Annotated in this window: 16 protein-coding genes; 7 read left to right on the top strand and 9 right to left on the bottom strand. The window is 64.5% G+C overall.

Annotated elements, in window-relative coordinates; genetic code table 11:
- Positions 1–13: 13 nt before the first annotated feature.
- The 5 genes from JQ587_RS10260 to JQ587_RS10240 form a co-directional block, all read right to left on the bottom strand.
- Positions 14–772: an SDR family oxidoreductase gene (locus JQ587_RS10260; RefSeq protein WP_212301791.1), complete on the bottom strand. Its 759-nt coding sequence runs from the start codon at positions 770–772 to the stop codon at positions 14–16.
- Between the two features lie 24 nt (positions 773–796).
- The gene (locus JQ587_RS10255; RefSeq protein WP_212301790.1) at positions 797–1,555 is read right to left on the bottom strand and encodes a proteasome-type protease; all 759 of its coding nucleotides are present in this window, start codon (positions 1,553–1,555) and stop codon (positions 797–799) included.
- 116 nt (positions 1,556–1,671) lie between these two features.
- Complete coding sequence (locus JQ587_RS10250; RefSeq protein ID WP_212425214.1) at positions 1,672–2,520, bottom strand: transglutaminase family protein; 849 nt, start codon at positions 2,518–2,520, stop codon at positions 1,672–1,674.
- 150 nt (positions 2,521–2,670) lie between these two features.
- Positions 2,671–3,615 (bottom strand): alpha-E domain-containing protein, encoded by a 945-nt coding sequence (locus JQ587_RS10245; RefSeq protein WP_212301788.1) that lies wholly within the window; start codon positions 3,613–3,615, stop codon positions 2,671–2,673.
- Positions 3,616–3,619: 4 nt separating this feature from the next.
- Positions 3,620–5,038: a circularly permuted type 2 ATP-grasp protein gene (locus JQ587_RS10240; RefSeq protein WP_212301787.1), complete on the bottom strand. Its 1,419-nt coding sequence runs from the start codon at positions 5,036–5,038 to the stop codon at positions 3,620–3,622.
- Between the two features lie 280 nt (positions 5,039–5,318).
- Between JQ587_RS10240 and JQ587_RS10235 the strand changes: the two genes are divergently transcribed.
- From JQ587_RS10235 to JQ587_RS10220, 4 genes are read left to right on the top strand one after another with little or no spacing between them, the layout of a single operon-like run.
- A complete protein-coding gene (locus JQ587_RS10235; protein ID WP_212425213.1) occupies positions 5,319–6,056 on the top strand; it encodes a competence/damage-inducible protein A in 738 nt (245 codons plus the stop codon).
- Between the two features lie 38 nt (positions 6,057–6,094).
- The gene (gene gpt / locus JQ587_RS10230) at positions 6,095–6,622 is read left to right on the top strand and encodes a xanthine phosphoribosyltransferase (protein WP_212301785.1); all 528 of its coding nucleotides are present in this window, start codon (positions 6,095–6,097) and stop codon (positions 6,620–6,622) included.
- Positions 6,623–6,640: 18 nt separating this feature from the next.
- Positions 6,641–7,435 carry a class II aldolase/adducin family protein gene (locus JQ587_RS10225; protein ID WP_212425212.1) on the top strand — a complete coding sequence of 265 codons (795 nt, stop codon included), beginning with the start codon at positions 6,641–6,643 and terminating at the stop codon, positions 7,433–7,435.
- Positions 7,435–8,052, top strand: a complete 618-nt coding sequence (locus JQ587_RS10220; RefSeq protein ID WP_212425211.1) for a hypothetical protein — start codon at positions 7,435–7,437, stop codon at positions 8,050–8,052. The genes JQ587_RS10225 and JQ587_RS10220 overlap by 1 nt, the downstream gene beginning before the upstream one ends.
- 16 nt (positions 8,053–8,068) lie before the next feature.
- On the opposite strand, the gene JQ587_RS10215 is transcribed toward JQ587_RS10220, so the two are convergent.
- Positions 8,069–9,091, bottom strand: a complete 1,023-nt coding sequence (locus JQ587_RS10215) for a methionine synthase (protein WP_212425210.1) — start codon at positions 9,089–9,091, stop codon at positions 8,069–8,071.
- Between the two features lie 146 nt (positions 9,092–9,237).
- Between JQ587_RS10215 and JQ587_RS10210 the strand changes: the two genes are divergently transcribed.
- The 3 genes from JQ587_RS10210 (at position 9,238) to JQ587_RS10200 (ending at position 11,653) form a co-directional block, all read left to right on the top strand.
- Complete coding sequence (locus JQ587_RS10210) at positions 9,238–9,939, top strand: glutathione S-transferase N-terminal domain-containing protein (protein WP_212425209.1); 702 nt, start codon at positions 9,238–9,240, stop codon at positions 9,937–9,939.
- A 128-nt stretch (positions 9,940–10,067) separates the two neighbouring features.
- Positions 10,068–10,676, top strand: coding sequence for a 2-hydroxychromene-2-carboxylate isomerase (locus JQ587_RS10205; protein ID WP_212425208.1), 609 nt, complete (start codon positions 10,068–10,070; stop codon positions 10,674–10,676).
- Positions 10,676–11,653: an NADPH:quinone oxidoreductase family protein gene (locus JQ587_RS10200; protein WP_212425207.1), complete on the top strand. Its 978-nt coding sequence runs from the start codon at positions 10,676–10,678 to the stop codon at positions 11,651–11,653. Before JQ587_RS10205 ends, JQ587_RS10200 begins: the two co-directional genes overlap by 1 nt.
- A gap of 93 nt (positions 11,654–11,746) precedes the next feature.
- Here JQ587_RS10200 and JQ587_RS10195 read toward each other — a convergent pair whose 3' ends face one another.
- The 3 genes from JQ587_RS10195 to JQ587_RS10185 form a co-directional block, all read right to left on the bottom strand.
- Complete coding sequence (locus JQ587_RS10195; RefSeq protein WP_212301779.1) at positions 11,747–12,637, bottom strand: crotonase/enoyl-CoA hydratase family protein; 891 nt, start codon at positions 12,635–12,637, stop codon at positions 11,747–11,749.
- 88 nt (positions 12,638–12,725) lie between these two features.
- Positions 12,726–14,147, bottom strand: coding sequence for an amidase (locus JQ587_RS10190; protein WP_212425206.1), 1,422 nt, complete (start codon positions 14,145–14,147; stop codon positions 12,726–12,728).
- 2 nt (positions 14,148–14,149) lie between these two features.
- A complete protein-coding gene (locus JQ587_RS10185; RefSeq protein ID WP_212301777.1) occupies positions 14,150–15,313 on the bottom strand; it encodes a M20 aminoacylase family protein in 1,164 nt (387 codons plus the stop codon).
- Between the last annotated feature and the right edge of the window lie 10 nt (positions 15,314–15,323).

Genomic DNA, 15,323 nt, shown 5'->3' with positions numbered 1-15,323 from the left:
CGCAGTTTTGAGTTCAGCCCCGACCCACGAACGGCATCTTGGTGGCCATCACCGTCATGGTCAGCACGTTGGCGTCGAGCGGCAGGCCGGCCATGTAGGCGACGGCATCGCCGACGGCCTTCGCATCCATGCGCGGCTCGTGTTTGGTGGTGCCGTCGGGTTGCAGCACGCCGGGGCCGTTGACCATGCGGTCGGTCATCGGGGTGGCGGCATTGCCGATATCGACCTGGCCCACGGCGATGTCGTACATGCGGCCGTCGAGGTTACTAGCCTTGGTCAGGCCCGTGATGGCGTGCTTGGTCGAGGTGTAGGCCGCCGAGAACGGCCGCGGCGCGTGTGCCGAGATCGAGCCGTTGTTGATGATGCGGCCGCCGCGCGGGCTCTGGTCCTTCATGATACGGAAGGCATGCTGGGTGCAGAGGAACGGGCCGGTGAGGTTGGTGTTCACCACCGCCTGCCACTGCTCGAGGCTGAGGTCCTCGAAGTTGACGGCGGGCGCGCCCATGCCGGCATTGTTGAACAGCACGTCGAGGCGGCCATAGGTCGCCTTCACCTTGTCGAACAGCGCCGCAATGGAGTCCGGCTTGGTCATGTCGGCGGTGACGCACAGGCTCTTGCCCGCGGGCCCGAGCTTTGCGGTCTCCTCGAGCATCTCCATCCGGCGCCCGACCAGCACCACGGTGAAGCCGGTGTTCATCAGCGCCAGTGCGGCGGCGCGCCCGACTCCGGTGCCGGCGCCCGTCACCAATGCGATCTTTTTCGCTTCACTCATCGTTTCCTGCCTTTTCTTCAGTTGTCAGGTTTTGGGTTCTTTTTCGTTCTTGTAGGGCGGCCGCGGAATGTTCTGATGCGCGGCGCGCAGCGCGGCCGACCAGCGCGAGCGCAGGTCGTGGAAATAGGGCTCGCCCGCCTCGATGCGGTGGTTGAGATCGGCATCGCAGGCATCGCTGCGCACCACCAGCACGTCGATCGGCAGGCCGACGCCGAGGTTGGAGCGCATCGTCGAGTCCATCGAGATCAGGCCGGTCTTCAGCGCCTCGTAGAGCTCGACATCATAATGCATGGCGCGGTCGAGCACCGGCTTGCCGTATTTGTGCTCGCCGATCTGCAGGTACGGCGTATCGGTCGTGCACTCGATGAAATTGCCGGCGGTGTAGACCATGAACAGGCGCATCCGCGCGCCCTTGATCTGGCCGCCGAACAGGAAGGAGACGTCGAAGGACACATCCTCGGACTTCAGCGCCGGGCCTTCGGTCGCATGCACGGCGCGGATGGCCCGGCCGATGCGCTGGGCGGCCTGGAACATGGTCGGCGCGTTCATCAGCGTCTCGACCTCACCCGTGTTGGGGTCTTCCAGGCCCTCGGTTAGCGTCGACAGCACCGACTGGCTGATGGCGAGGTTGCCCGCGCTGGCGATCGCCATGATGCGGTCGCCGGGCTTGGAGAAGATGTGCAGCTTGCGGAAGGTCGAGACATTGTCGAGGCCGGCATTGGTGCGGGTGTCGGCGATCATGACCAGCCCGTCCCGAACCAGGATTCCACAACAATAGGTCATTTCCAGTCCCCGAACGCGTTTGCGCGGAATTACTAGCCAATTTCGGAGGCCGCTCCAACCCCCGATTGGCGGTGGAGAGCCTTACGATAAGGAAGGGGAAGGAACGCGGGCGCCGTTCAGCTCTGCCGCTGCGACTGCGATTGCGACTGCCCGCCGCGGCCGGCCTGCTCGACCTGGACCGCGACCGTCAGCGTCTCCGCGCCGCCGCCATAGCGGGTGCCGCGCACGGGAGCCGCGCCGAGATAATCGAGCCCGATCGCAACGCGGACATGGGCGTCGGTGGTGCAGATGGAGTTGGCGGGATCGAAGCCGACCCAGCCGAGATCGGGGACAAAGGCTTCCGCCCAGGCATGCCCGGCATCCTGATGAACGGTGCCGTCGGAGCGCAAAAACTGGCCGGAGACGAAGCGCGCCGGCACGCCCCCGGAGCGGGCGCAGGCGATGAAGATATGCGCGTAGTCCTGACAGACGCCGCGCTTGAGCGTGAACGCTTCGGCTGCCGAGGTGCCGCTATTGGTGGGATCCTCGTCGAAGGTCATGTGGTCGCTGATTTGCGACATCAGCGTGTGCAGGAAGCCGAGCGTATCGCTCTCGGCCTCGTTGCGCAGCTGCCGCGCGACCGCTGACATCGCCGGGTTCACGGAGGTGAGGTCGGTGGGGCGCAGGAACATGCCGGCCGGAAAACGCTCGTCGGCGCCGCGCAGCACGCCGCCGGTATCGTGGGTCTCGATCAGCCCCTCGGCTGTGATCTTGATGTCGCTGACAGGGCCGCAGGACAGCACATGGGTCACGTTGCCGAACGCATCTTCGTGCATGTCGAGCTTGGTGTCGGTCGACACGTCGATCTGCCATTCCGCCACGTATTGTCCGTCATGGCTGCACGGCGTCATGCGCAGGATCTGGATCACGCTCGTGGCCTGCGGCTCGTAGCGATAGGTCGTGGTGTGCAGGATTCGCAGGCGCATGGTGGACCGTTGTGTTTACGTCGTCATTCCGGGGCGGCTCGAAGAGCCAAACTCTGGTGCGTAATTACGCACCTGAGAATCTCGAGGTTCCACAATTCGCAATTGCGAATTGGGGTTCGCCCGTTGTGCGCCCCGGAACGACAGCGTGGGTCAGATCAAATACTGCTTCGTGATGATTTCGCCCAGCCTGGAATTGTCGGCGATGAACTCCTGAATGAATTCATGCACGCCATGCTGGAAAATGTCGTTCATATTGCTGTGTTCCAGCCGGTTGCGAATGCCGCGGGCGTGGCGTTGGGCCGGGCCCTGGCGGCCATAGGCGACGCCGATCTGGTCGAGGTTCCGCACGAGATTGTCGTAGCAGCTCGCCAGCGAGCGCGGCAGCGTGCCGTTGAGGATGAGCAGATCCGCGACCAGCCAAGGCTTCAGCGTCTCGCGGTAGACCCAGTGATAGGCCGTCAGCGCCGACACCGAGCGCAGGATCGAGCTCCATTGATAGAAGTCGAGCGGGCCGCCGACGTGCTCCTCCTCGGGCAGCAGCACGTGATACTTCACGTCGAGAATGCGTGCCGTGTTGTCGGCGCGCTCCAGATGCAGGCCGAGGCGCGAGAACCAATAGGCATCGTTGCGCAGCATGGTCCGGTAGGCTGAGCCGTCGAAGCGCAGCGAGGTCTCCTGCACGAAGCGCAGGAATTTTGCGAGGTCCTCGCGGGTCGAGGTGCCCTTGCTCCACACGGCCTGAAGCTCGATCCAGGCCGAATTGATGGTGTCCCACATCTCGCTGGTCAGCGCGGTACGCACCGAGCGCGAGTTCAGCCGCGCCGCCTCGATGCAGTTCTTGATCGAGGACGGATTGTCGGCCGAGAACGAGAGGTAGTCGACGACGTTGTGCTCGTTGGCTTCCTCGTGGGTCCGATAGAAGCTTTCCGCGACGCCGGCGGTCAGCAGCGCGGAGTCCCATTCGTTGGTCTTGCCGATATAGGCGGCGGGAAGCGCGGTGACGCGCAACGTCGCATCGATGGTGCGTGCGAGATATTCGGCCCGTTCGACGTAGCGGGCGAGCCAGTAGAGGTTTTCGGCGGTGCGCGACAGCATCTCTCTACTCGTCCAAAATCCAGGTGTCTTTGGTCCCGCCGCCCTGGCTCGAATTCACCACCAGAGAGCCTTCCTTCAATGCGACGCGGGTGAGCCCGCCGGGCACGATCGTCGTGCTCTTGCTGCCGGTCAGCACGAAGGGCCGCAGATCGACATGGCGCGGCGCGAGGCCGGAGGCCGTGCAGGTCGGGCAGGTCGAGAGCGCCAGCGTCGGCTGCGCGATGAACCCTTCCGGCTCGCGCTTGAGCTTTTCGCGGAAGGCTTCGATCGTCGCTTTGGTGGCGGCGGGGCCGATCAGCATGCCGTAGCCGCCGGAGCCATGCACTTCCTTGACGACGAGCTCGCCGAGATTATCCAGCACATAAGCCAGATCCTTCGGCTCGCGACAGCGCCAGGTCGGCACGTTCTTCAGGATCGGCTCCTCGCCGAGGTAGAATTTCACGATGTCCGGCATGTAGGAGTAGATTGCCTTGTCGTCGGCGATGCCGGTGCCGACCGCGTTGGCGAGCGTGATGTTGCCGGCCGCGTAGGCCGACATCAGCCCGGGCACGCCGAGCGCAGAGTCGGGACGGAAGGTGAGAGGATCGAGGAAATCGTCGTCGACGCGGCGGTAGATCACGTCGACCCGTTTTACGCCCTCGGTCGTGCGCATGAACACTTCGTTGTTCTTGACGATGAGATCGCGCCCTTCGACGAGCTCGATGCCGAGCTTGTCGGCGAGGAAGGAGTGCTCGTAATAGGCCGAATTGTAGACGCCCGGCGTGAGCAGGGCGACCGTCGGCTCGCCCGAGGCGCTGTGCGGCGCGACGGAGCGCAAGGCAGAGAGCAGCTCGTCCGGATAGCGCTCGACCGGTGCCACCCTGTGGCGCGCGAACAGATCCGGAAACAGCCGCATCATGATCTCGCGGTTTTCCAGCATGTACGAGACGCCCGAGGGCGTGCGCGCATTGTCCTCCAGCACGATGAAGTCCTCGGCGTCGACCCGGACGATGTCGATGCCGGCGATGTGCACGTAGACGTCGTGCGGCACCTGCTGGCCGTTCATCTCGGGCCGGAACACCGGATTCTGGAAGATCAGATCGTCGGGCACGATCTCGGCGCGGAGAATGTCGCGGCCGTGATAGATGTCGCGCAGGAACATGTTCAGCGCCTTCACGCGCTGCTTCAGTCCCTTTTCCAGCACCGCCCATTCCTTGCCGGACATGATCCGCGGGATCACGTCGAACGGGATCAGGCGCTCGGTGGATTCGGAGTCCCCATAGACCGCGAAGGTGATGCCGATGCGGCGGAACAGGAGCTCGGCTTCCTGGCGGCGATATTCGAGCGCCTCGGGAGGCGTCTCCTTGAGCCAGCGTGCCAGCTCCTGATAGGCGGGGCGAAGGTCCCCACCCGGAATATTCATTTCATCAAACGCGACTGCCATAGATCCCGACTTGTCTCTCCCAGGCGTTGCGCCAACGGTCAGGCCGCAGAGGTCCTGGTGCAGACCGCAACGTCCTGTGGCCATGCGGCAAGAGTGCATGACTCTGAGGAGGTAGCAAGGGGCGGGCCAGCGCGATAAGCATGGAGAGAGGGCATTTGCCTGCTATGGCCGGCAAGGTGCCTGAAAAAATGGCTGAGGACTGCTTATTTCGGCAGCAAAACCGCGTGACTTCAACGCGTTACCTCGGCAAAGTCGGGACCAGAGGTGAGGGACTTAAGTTATGAGCGATATCGTCACGGCGGGCATTCTGGTCATCGGGGATGAAATCCTGTCCGGCCGGACCAAGGACAAGAATATTGGCTTCATCGCCGAATACCTGACCAATATCGGCATCGACCTGAAGGAAGTCAGGGTCGTCTCCGACGACGAGGACGACATCATCGCCGCGTTGAATGCACTGCGGCAACGCTACACCTATGTCTTCACCACCGGCGGCATCGGGCCGACCCATGACGACATCACCGCCGACAGCGTCGCCAAGGCGTTTGGTGTCGGCATCGACCATCACCCCGAAGTGGTCGCCCGCTTTCGCGAGCGCTGGAGCGAGCAGGACCTCAACGAGGCGCGTCTGCGCATGGCCCGCATCCCCGACGGCGCCGAGCTGATCCAGAGCGCGACCATCCTCGCCCCCGGCTTCAAGATCGGCAATGTCATCGTCATGGCCGGCGTGCCCTCGATCATGCAGGCGATGATGGACATCGTCTCGCCCAAGCTGAAATCCGGCGTGCGCATGCTGTCCGAATCGGTCCGCGCCAATGCGCGGGAAGGCGACATCGGCAGCCCCTTGCGCGCGATCGCTGCCGCCCACCCCGACACCATCATCGGCAGCTATCCCTTCATGGACGAGGACTCGAAACCCAACACCAATCTGGTGGTGCGCTCGCGCGATGCGGACAAGCTCGCATCCGCGATGGCGGCGGTGAAGGAAATGCTGGCGGGATTGAACATCACCCGGTAGCAGATGATGCCGCCGGCAGACGAATGCAGGAGACGACGATGGCTGGTGAAGCACCGGAACTGAACGCGCAGGAACGGGCGGGTCGGCCCTTTCCGGTGTCGTGGGACCAGTTCCATCGGGATTGCCGGGCGCTGACCTGGCGGCTCAACGAGGTCGGTCCGTTTCACGCCGTCATCGCGATCACCCGCGGAGGCCTGGTGCCGGCCGCGATCGTGGCGCGCGAGCTGGGCGTGCGCGTGATCGATACGGTCTGCATCGCCAGCTACGACCATGACAAGCAGGGCGAGCTTCAGGTCCTCAAGGGTATTTCAGAACAGGCGATGAAGCTCGGTGGCGGCACCGGCAAAGGGCTCTTGATCGTCGACGACCTCGTCGACACCGGCAAGACCGGCAAGCTGGTCCGCGAGATGCTGCCGGACGCGCATTTCGCCACCGTCTACGCCAAGCCGAAGGGGCGCCCGCTGGTCGATACCTTCATCACGGAAGTCTCGCAGGACACCTGGATCTTCTTCCCCTGGGACACCGCGCTGTCCTACCACCCGCCGCTGCGCGACGGCGCGGCATAAGCACAGAGGCTGATGGCCATGGCTGGACGCGCGCGATCGGCACTTTGTGGCTTCATCGTCGCGCTCGCGGCCACGGTCCTGACCGCCGAGGCGCGAAGCCAGGATCGTGCGTCTGTCATCGACGACATCGTGGTCGGCAGCCGTGTGCTAGCCGAATTCGGCGTGGTCGATGCATTCGGCCATGTCAGCGCGCGTGATCCCAGCAATCCCAATCATTTTCTGATGTCGCGTTCGCTGGCGCCGGCGCTGGTCACCGCGGATGACGTCATGGAGTTCGATCTCGACGGCAATGCGATCGATGCCAGGGGCCGCACCGTCTTCCTCGAGCGCTTCATCCACAGCGAAATCTACAAGGCGCGGCCGGACGTCATGGCGGTCGTGCATACGCATTCGCCCGGCGTGATTCCGTTCACGATCAGCCAGGTGAGCTTGCGACCCGTCTTCCACAACGCTGCGTTTCTTGGCGCGGGGGCGCCGGTCTGGGATATCCGCAAGGAGTTCGGCGAGACCGATATGCTGGTGCGCAACGCCGCGATCGGCAGGGGCCTCGCGCTCGCGCTTGGCGACAAATCGGTGGTGCTGATGCGCGGTCATGGTGATGCGACGGTCGGCCCCTCCGTGAAGCTCGCGGTGTTCCGCGCCTACTACACCGACGTCGATGCGCGGCTTCAGTCGCAGGCGCTGGCACTCGGCGGCGAGGTGAATTATCTGACCCCGGCTGAAGCGACGAAGGCCGATGCGGTCAACGTCCAGGTGCTCGATCGCGTCTGGAACCTCTGGAAGATGCGCGTCAGCGCAACGCCGCCAAAATAATGCCGCTGCAAAACCGCGTCACGCCGACCGGCGAGATCATCGTCACCCCGCATCGGGGCATGTTCACCGGCAATCGCGGTATCATCCATGATTCCGCGACGAAGACGCTGCTGAAAAAGCGCTGGTCATCGCCGGCCTGGCTCACCTGCACCTGCGAATTCCGCGGCCGCCGCCGCGAGGTGATGGCGCAGCGAAGCTGGACCGAGCTGTTCTTCCTGGATGAGGCCACCGCGCTCGCCGCCGGACATCGCCCCTGCTTCTACTGCCGCCGCGACGATGCCAATCGTTTCCGCGCTGCATGGGAGAAGGGCAACCGCGTTCACGACGTGCGCATGCACGACATCGACACGGTGCTGCACCACGAGCGGCTCGACCACGGCAAGAAGCGGCTGCACGCGCTGCCGGCGCCGCTCGACCAGTTGCCCGAGGGCGCCATGGTGCAGCAGGGCGAGGACAGCTTTCTGGTGACCCACGGCAGGGCGCTGCTGTGGTCGCCGGCGGGATACACCGCGGCGGAGCAGCTCGCCGGCGACGTAATGCTGCTCACGCCGCCCTCGACACTCCGCACACTGCAGGCCGGCTATCGGCCTGTGCTGCATCCGACCGCGCAGTCCTAGCGCCGGATCACGGCCATCACCCCAGCTTCTCGCGCGCCAGCGCGGCGCCGGCACCGAGCGCCATCAGCTTGGCTTCGGCGATCTCGCGCCGCATTGGCGCCATGCCGCAATTGGTGGTGGCGATGATGTTGCTCTTGGGTACGAATTTCGACACCGCATCGATCACCTTGACGACGTCCTCGGCGGTCTCGACCGTGTCGCTGGCGACGTCGATCACGCCGGCTTGCACGATCTTGGTCTTGAGCAGCGCGAGCAGATCGAGCGGAACCTTCGAATTGCGGCATTCGATCGCGACCTGCCGTATCGGGCTCGCGTCGATCGCCGGAAAGATCTGCTCGTACTGCCGCCACTGGCTGCCTAACGTCTCCTTCCAGTCGGTGTTGGCCTTGATGCCGTAGCCGTAGCAGATGTGCACGGCGGTGGCGCAGGTCAGCCCTTGCGCAGCGCGCTCCAGCGCCTTGATGCCCCAGTCGTTGACTTCGTCCATGTAGACGTTGAAGGCGGGCTCGTCGAACTGGACGAGATCGATGCCGTCTGCCTGCAACGCCTTGGCTTCCTCGTTGAGCAACTCGGCGAAGGCGAAGGCCATCTTGACGCGGTCGCCATAGTAGCGGTCGGCGATGGTGTCGATGATGGTCATCGGGCCGGGCAGGGTGAATTTCAGCTTCTTCTTCGTATGCGTACGCGCCGCTTGCGCCTCAAAGGCATGGACGCGGCCCTTCAGCCGGAGCGGCGCGACCACCTGCGGCACCATCGCCTTGTAACGGTCCTTGCGGATGCCCATCTCGACCTTGTGGGCGAAATCGATGCCCTCGATCTTCTCCAGAAAACCGTGCACGAAATGCTGGCGGGCCTGCTCGCCCTCGGTGAGGATGTCGATGCCGGCGTCTTCCTGGATCTTCAGCCAGATCAGCGTCGCGTCGCGCTTGGCGTGGAGAAGCTCGTCGCCTTGCGACTTCCAGGGAGCCCAGAGCATGTTGGGCTCGGCGAGCCATTCGGGCTTGGGCAAGGAGCCGGCGATCGTCGTTGGAAACAGCATGGGTCCCTCCCGGCGGGTTGTGATTGCGCCTCTGTCTGCCATGTCTTAACGTCGAGGTACAGAACAACCAAAGTCGCTCACTATTCCAGCGGCGACGACAGGGAAGGCCCATAGGAAGGGCCAACGGAAAGGCCCGAGGAAAGATCGTGATCGATCTCCATTATGCGCCGACGCCGAACGGCTGGAAAATCTCGATCATGCTGGAGGAGCTCGGGCTTCCCTACACCGTGAAGCCCGTCAACATCCGCGCAGGTGAGCAGTTTGCGCCTGAGTTTCTGGCGATCTCGCCCAACAACCGGATTCCCGCGATCGTCGATCACGAACCCGCCGACGGCGGCGCACCGTTTCCGGTGTTCGAGACCGGTGCGATCCTGATCTATCTGGCGGAGAAAACCGGCCGCTTTCTCCCCATTGACTTGCGCGGCCGCTCCACCACGATCCAGTGGGTGATGTGGCAGATGGCAGGGCTCGGACCGATGCTCGGTCAGCACGGCCATTTCGCGCTCTACGCAGCGGAGAAGATTCCTTACGCGATCGAGCGCTACCGCGACGAGGCGGCGCGGCTCTATGGTGTGCTGGATCGGCAGCTCGCCAGGACCGGCGCTTACGTCGCCGGCGACTATTCCATCGCCGACATCGCCTGCTTCCCCTGGACCATGACCCACAAGGCGCAGGGCTTTACGCTCGACGACTATCCGCATGTGAAGCGCTGGTACGCCGAGGTGCGCGCCCGGCCACAGGTGCAGGCCGGGCTTGCGATCGGCAAATTCGTGAAAGAGCCGTTCGACGAGGAATCACGCAAGATGATGTTCGGCCAGAGGGCTAAGGAAGTGCTGGGAAGGAAGTAAGCTGTCATTCCGGGGCGCGACGAAGTCGCGAGCCCGGAATCCATCGGACCGCAGCGACGGTGGCGAAATGGATTCCGGGCCTGCGCCTGCGGCGCATCCCGGAATGACCAACAAACAAGGAAAACCTCATGATCGAATTCTTCTTCGACTGTTCCAGCCCCTGGACCTATCTCGCCTTTCACAACATTCAGCCGCTGGCCAAGGAACTTGGCGCCGACATCACCTGGCGACCGATCCTGGTCGGCGGCATCTTCAACACCGTGAACCCGAGCGTCTACGCGCAGCGCGAAAAGCCGGTGCCGCTGAAGGCGCGCTACATGAAGAAGGATTTGCAGGATTGGGCGCGCTCGGCCGGCCTTGCGATCAAGATGCCGCCGACGGTGTTTCCGGTGAACAGCGTGAAGGCGATGCGCGGCTGCATCTGGTTGGGACAGGAGATGGTGCCGTTCGCGACCGCATTGTTCGAGGCCTATTGGGGCGACGACAAGGACATCTCGCAGGACACGGTGCTGGCCGAGATCTGCAGGAAGGTTGGGGTTGACGAGCAAAAGTTCTTTGCCGGCATTTCCGAGCAGAGCGTCAAGGATCAGCTCAAGGCCAACACGGAGGAGGTCGTCGCGCGCGGCGGCTTCGGCTCGCCGACGATCTTCGTGGGCAAGACCGACATGTACTTCGGCAATGACCGCCTGCCGCTGATCCGCGAAGCGCTCAAGCGCAGCAAGGCGAGCGCGGCCTGATGGTGCGCGCGGTCGTCTGTCGTGCGCTCGGTGCGCCAGAAACGTTGCGGCTGGAAGAGTTTCCGTCGCGCGCCTTGAAGCCCGGCGAGGTGAGGGTCGCGATCCGCGCTGCTGGCTTGAACTTCCCTGATGTGCTGATGGCGGCCGGCGAATATCAGCTCAAGCCGGAGTTGCCGTTTACGCCCGGCATGGAAGCTGCCGGTGACGTGACCGAGGTGGGTGCGGAGACGGGCGGCGTCGTAGTCGGCGACAAGGTCATCGTCAAGATGCGCCACGGGGCCTTTACTGACGAGGCCGTCGTCACGCCGTCGCAGCTTACGCCGATGCCGTCCACCTTCGACTATGCGGAGGCCGCGACTTATCTCGCCGGCCACGGCACCGCCTATCATGCGCTGATTGACCGCGGCCGGGTCGAGCCGGGCGAGGTGTTGCTGGTGCATGGCGCCGGCGGCGGCGTCGGCCTTGCGGCGGTAGAGATCGGCAAGTTGCTGGGCGCCACCGTGATCGCAACCGCGTCCAGCGACGCGAAGCTTGCGATTGCGAAGTCTCGCGGTGCCGATCATCTCGTGCGCTACGACCGCGAGCCGTTCCGCGACGCCGTCAAGCGCATCACTGACGGCCGCGGCGCCGACGTCGTGTTCGATCCCGTCGGCGGCGAGGTGTTTGAGAATTCGATGCGCTGTATCGCTTGGGGGGCAAGGCTGCTGGTGATTGGGTTCACCGGCGGCATCGGCTCGGCGAAGACCAATCTCTTGTTGATCAAGGGCGCCAGCGTGCTCGGCGTCCGCGCAGGCGAGGCCGTGCGAAAGAATCCTGCGCTGGGCGAGGTCCGCCTGAAGGCGCTGCTGCAATGGGCGGAGCAGGGCAAGCTGCGCCCGAACATCTCGCACCGCCTGCCGCTGGAAGACTGCGCCAAGGCGATGCGGCTGTTGCTCGACCGCAAGGCGATCGGGCGGGTGGCGCTGGTGATGGAGTGATCCTCACCACCGTCATTCCGGGGCGCCCGAAGGGCGAACCCGGAATCTCGAGATTCCGGGTTCTCGCTTCGCGAGCCCCGGAATGACGATGAACTACCTATATTCCCGCTCGGTCCACCACGGGAAATAGTCCGGCATGTCGCTCGACACCTTGTTCTTGAACTGCGCCGGCCGCTTCTCCAGGAACGACACCACGCCTTCCTTGACGTCTTCGGAGCGGCCACGGGTATAGATGCCGCGGCTGTCGACCTTGTGGGCTTCCATGGGATCGTCGGCGCCCATCATGCGCCACATCATCTGGCGGATGAGTGCCACTGACACGGGTGCGGTTTTGGCGGCGAACTCCCTGGCAAGCGCGCGAGCGGTCGGCAAGAGATCGTCGGGCGCGACGACCTTGCTGACGAGGCGGCCGGCGAGGGCCTCCTGCGCCGGGAAGACGCGGCCGGAATAGCACCATTCCAGCGCCTGCGAGATGCCGACGATGCGCGGCAGGAACCAGCTCGAAGCGGCCTCCGGCACGATCCCGCGCTGGGAGAACACGAAGCCGAAGCGCGCGGCGTCGGAGGCGATGCGGATGTCCATCGCGAGCTGCATGGTGACGCCGATGCCGACCGCAGGGCCGTTCACCGCGGCGATGACAGGCTTGAGGCATTTGAAGATGCGCAAGGTGACCTGGCCACCGCCATCGCGGACCTGCGGATCGCTGTAGTCGACCTTGCCATCAGCAAGACGTTTCACCGGCCCACGCCGCGCGTCGCGATCGAAGGTGTCTGCACCGGAGGAGAGGTCCGCGCCCGCGCAAAAGCCGCGGCCGGCGCCGGTGACGATGATCGCGCGGACATTGTCGTCCTTGTCGGCGGCATCGAACGCGTCGATCAGCTCTCCTTGCATCTGCGCGTTGAAGGCGTTGAGCTTGTCGGGCCGGTTCAGCGTGATGGTGAGGATCTGCTCGGCGACCTCGTACTTGATCGTCTCATACGCCATGGGGGTTTCCTTCCGCTATTTGTTGCTCTCTCTGTAGCACGTCATTCCGGGCTCGCGCTTCGCGACGCCCCGGAATGACGAAAGAGTTTTACTTCGCCGGCGGCTTCGGCCAGGGCTTCTGCGCACCACGCAGGCCCTCGAACGCTTTGGCCAGACCGAGCACGCCGATGTCGTCAAAGCGGCGGCCGACGATCTGGACACCGATCGGAAATCCCGTGGCATCGAAGCCGCCATTGATGGAGACGGCGGGATTCTCCGACATATTCCATGACACGGTATAGCAGATGTGTTCGAACGGCCTCATCGGATCGTTGGTCGGCGAGGCCCATTCCGCCGCATAGTTCACGTTCGGTGCGGTCGGCGAGATGACGTAGTCGAGGTCGCAGAACAGCTTTGACGCAGCCGCGCGGATTGCCATGGTCTGGTTGAAGCCGCGGATCACCTCGACACCCGACAGCTTCGCGCCCGACGCGCCCCATTTGAAAATGTAAGGCAGCACCTTTGCCCGTTCGGCCGGCGTCAGTTTCGACAGATCGTCCCACATCCGCGCGCGCCAGAAATTGTCGAGGCCGTCGAGCATCTCGCGCGTGAGGATGCCGTCGATTTCGGTGACGACGCTGCCGGCGGATTCGAACGCCTTTGCGGCCTTCACCGCGACCTCGCGGACCGGCCTTTCCGCCGGCAGGCCGACGCCGGCATCGAGCATCAGCCCGATGCGCAGTTTGCGCGGGGACTTTTCCAATCCCTTCCAGTTGAGCGGCTCGGCAGGCAGGCTCATGCCGTCGCGCCGGTCGGGCTTCGCGATCACGCTCATCATCAGTGCGCAATCATCGACGGTGCGGGTCATCGGGCCGGCAACGCGGCCGACATAGGCGGGATCGATCGGCACGCGGCCAAAGCTCGGCTTCAATCCGACGAGGCCACACCAGGCGGCCGGCAGGCGGACCGAGCCCCCGATATCCGTGCCGAGATGCAAGGGACCGTAGCCGGCCGCGGCTGCCGCGCCAGCGCCCGCACTGGAGCCGCCGGGATTCTTGGAGAGGTCCCAGGGATTGCGCGCAAGCGCGTGGAAAGAGGAAAGCCCCGAGGACAACATGCCATAATCGGGCATGGTGGTCTTGGCGAAGATGACGGCGCCGGCCTCACGCAGCCGCGCCGCAGGCGGTGCGTCCTTCTCGGCGGGGACGAGCTTGACGCTGGCAGCCCCCAGCGGCACCGGCACGCCCTTGGTCGCGATGTTGTCCTTCACCGTGACAGGCACGCCGTCGAGCGCGCCGGATGGCTCGCCGCCGGACCAGCGCGCGGTCGAGGCCTCCGCGACCTCGCGCGCGCTGTCGGGATCGAATGCATAGAGCGCCTTCAGGTGCGGTTCCCACGCAGCGACGTGCGCAAGGACGTCCTCCAGCACCTCGCTTGGCGAGAACTGTTTGGCCCGGTAGCCCGCGATCAGATCGACCGCGGACAGATCGTGCAGCGAGGTGACCGTCTCCTCGACGCTCTTCTTGTGCATTGCTAACCCACCGGCATCCGCGTTTCGATGATGCGGGCGAACATGCTCGCGCCGACCGGCAGAATCTTGTCGTCGAGCACGAAGCCGGGATTGTGCACGGGCACCGAGCCGTCGTGGCCGACCCAGAAATAGGCGCCGGGAATGGTCTCCAGCATGTCGGCGAAATCCTCGCTGCCCATCTTCGGCTGGGTGCGGGTGATCACGTTGGCGGGGTCGACGATCGTGCGCGCGACCTCCTCGACCACCTTGGACTGCTCGACCTGGTTGACCAGCACGCCGAAGGTGTCGCGGATGTCGGCTTCGATCGCGCACTGATACGCGGCTGCAATGCCGGCGCAGATCGTGCGGATGCGTTCGGCGATCAGGACGCGGACTTCCTTCGAGAAGGTGCGGATGGTGCCGCAGAGATGCGCGTCGCCCGGGATCACGTTGTAGGCGGAACCGGCGTGAATCTGCGTGATCGACACCACGGCGGCCTGCAGCGGCTCGACGTTGCGGCTGACGATGGTCTGGATCGCCTGCGCCAGCGTGGTCGCGATCACGACCGCGTCTTTGGAGCGCTCGGGCATCGCGCCATGCGCACCGTAGCCGGTGATGCGGAGGTCGAAGAAGTCGGCGCCGGCCATCGCCGGGCCGGGCAGGATCGCGATCTCGCCGTGGTTGAGGTCGGGCGCGTTGTGCAGGCCGTAGAGTTCGTCGCACGGAAACTTCTCGAACAGGCCGTCCTTGATCATGGCGCGGGCGCCGCCGAGGCCTTCCTCGGCCGGCTGGAAGATCAGGTGCACGGTGCCGTCAAAATTCCTGGTCTCGGCGAGGTAGCGCGCGGTGCCGAGCAGCATGGTGGTGTGGCCGTCATGGCCGCAGCCGTGGAAGCGGCCGGGGATTTTCGAGCTCCATTTCAGATTGGTGTTCTCTTCCATGGGCAGCGCGTCCATGTCGGCGCGGAGCCCAATGCGCTTGCCGCTCGAACCCTTGCCCTTGATGACGCCGATCACGCCGGTGCCGCCGAGACCGCGATGCACCTCGATCCCCCAGCTCTTCAGCTTGTCGGCGACGATGCCGGAGGTGCGGACTTCCTCGAAGCCGATCTCTGGATGGGCGTGGAGGTCGCGGCGGATGGCGGTGAGTTCGTCGGCGTAGCCGTCGATGCGGTCAATGGTGGGCATATGTCCTGTC

It is taken from the genome of Bradyrhizobium manausense, from assembly GCF_018130615.1.
Classification (GTDB): domain Bacteria; phylum Pseudomonadota; class Alphaproteobacteria; order Rhizobiales; family Xanthobacteraceae; genus Bradyrhizobium; species Bradyrhizobium manausense_A.
Note: the sequence above shows the minus strand (reverse complement) of the source record. Positions and strands in the feature narration are given on the sequence as shown.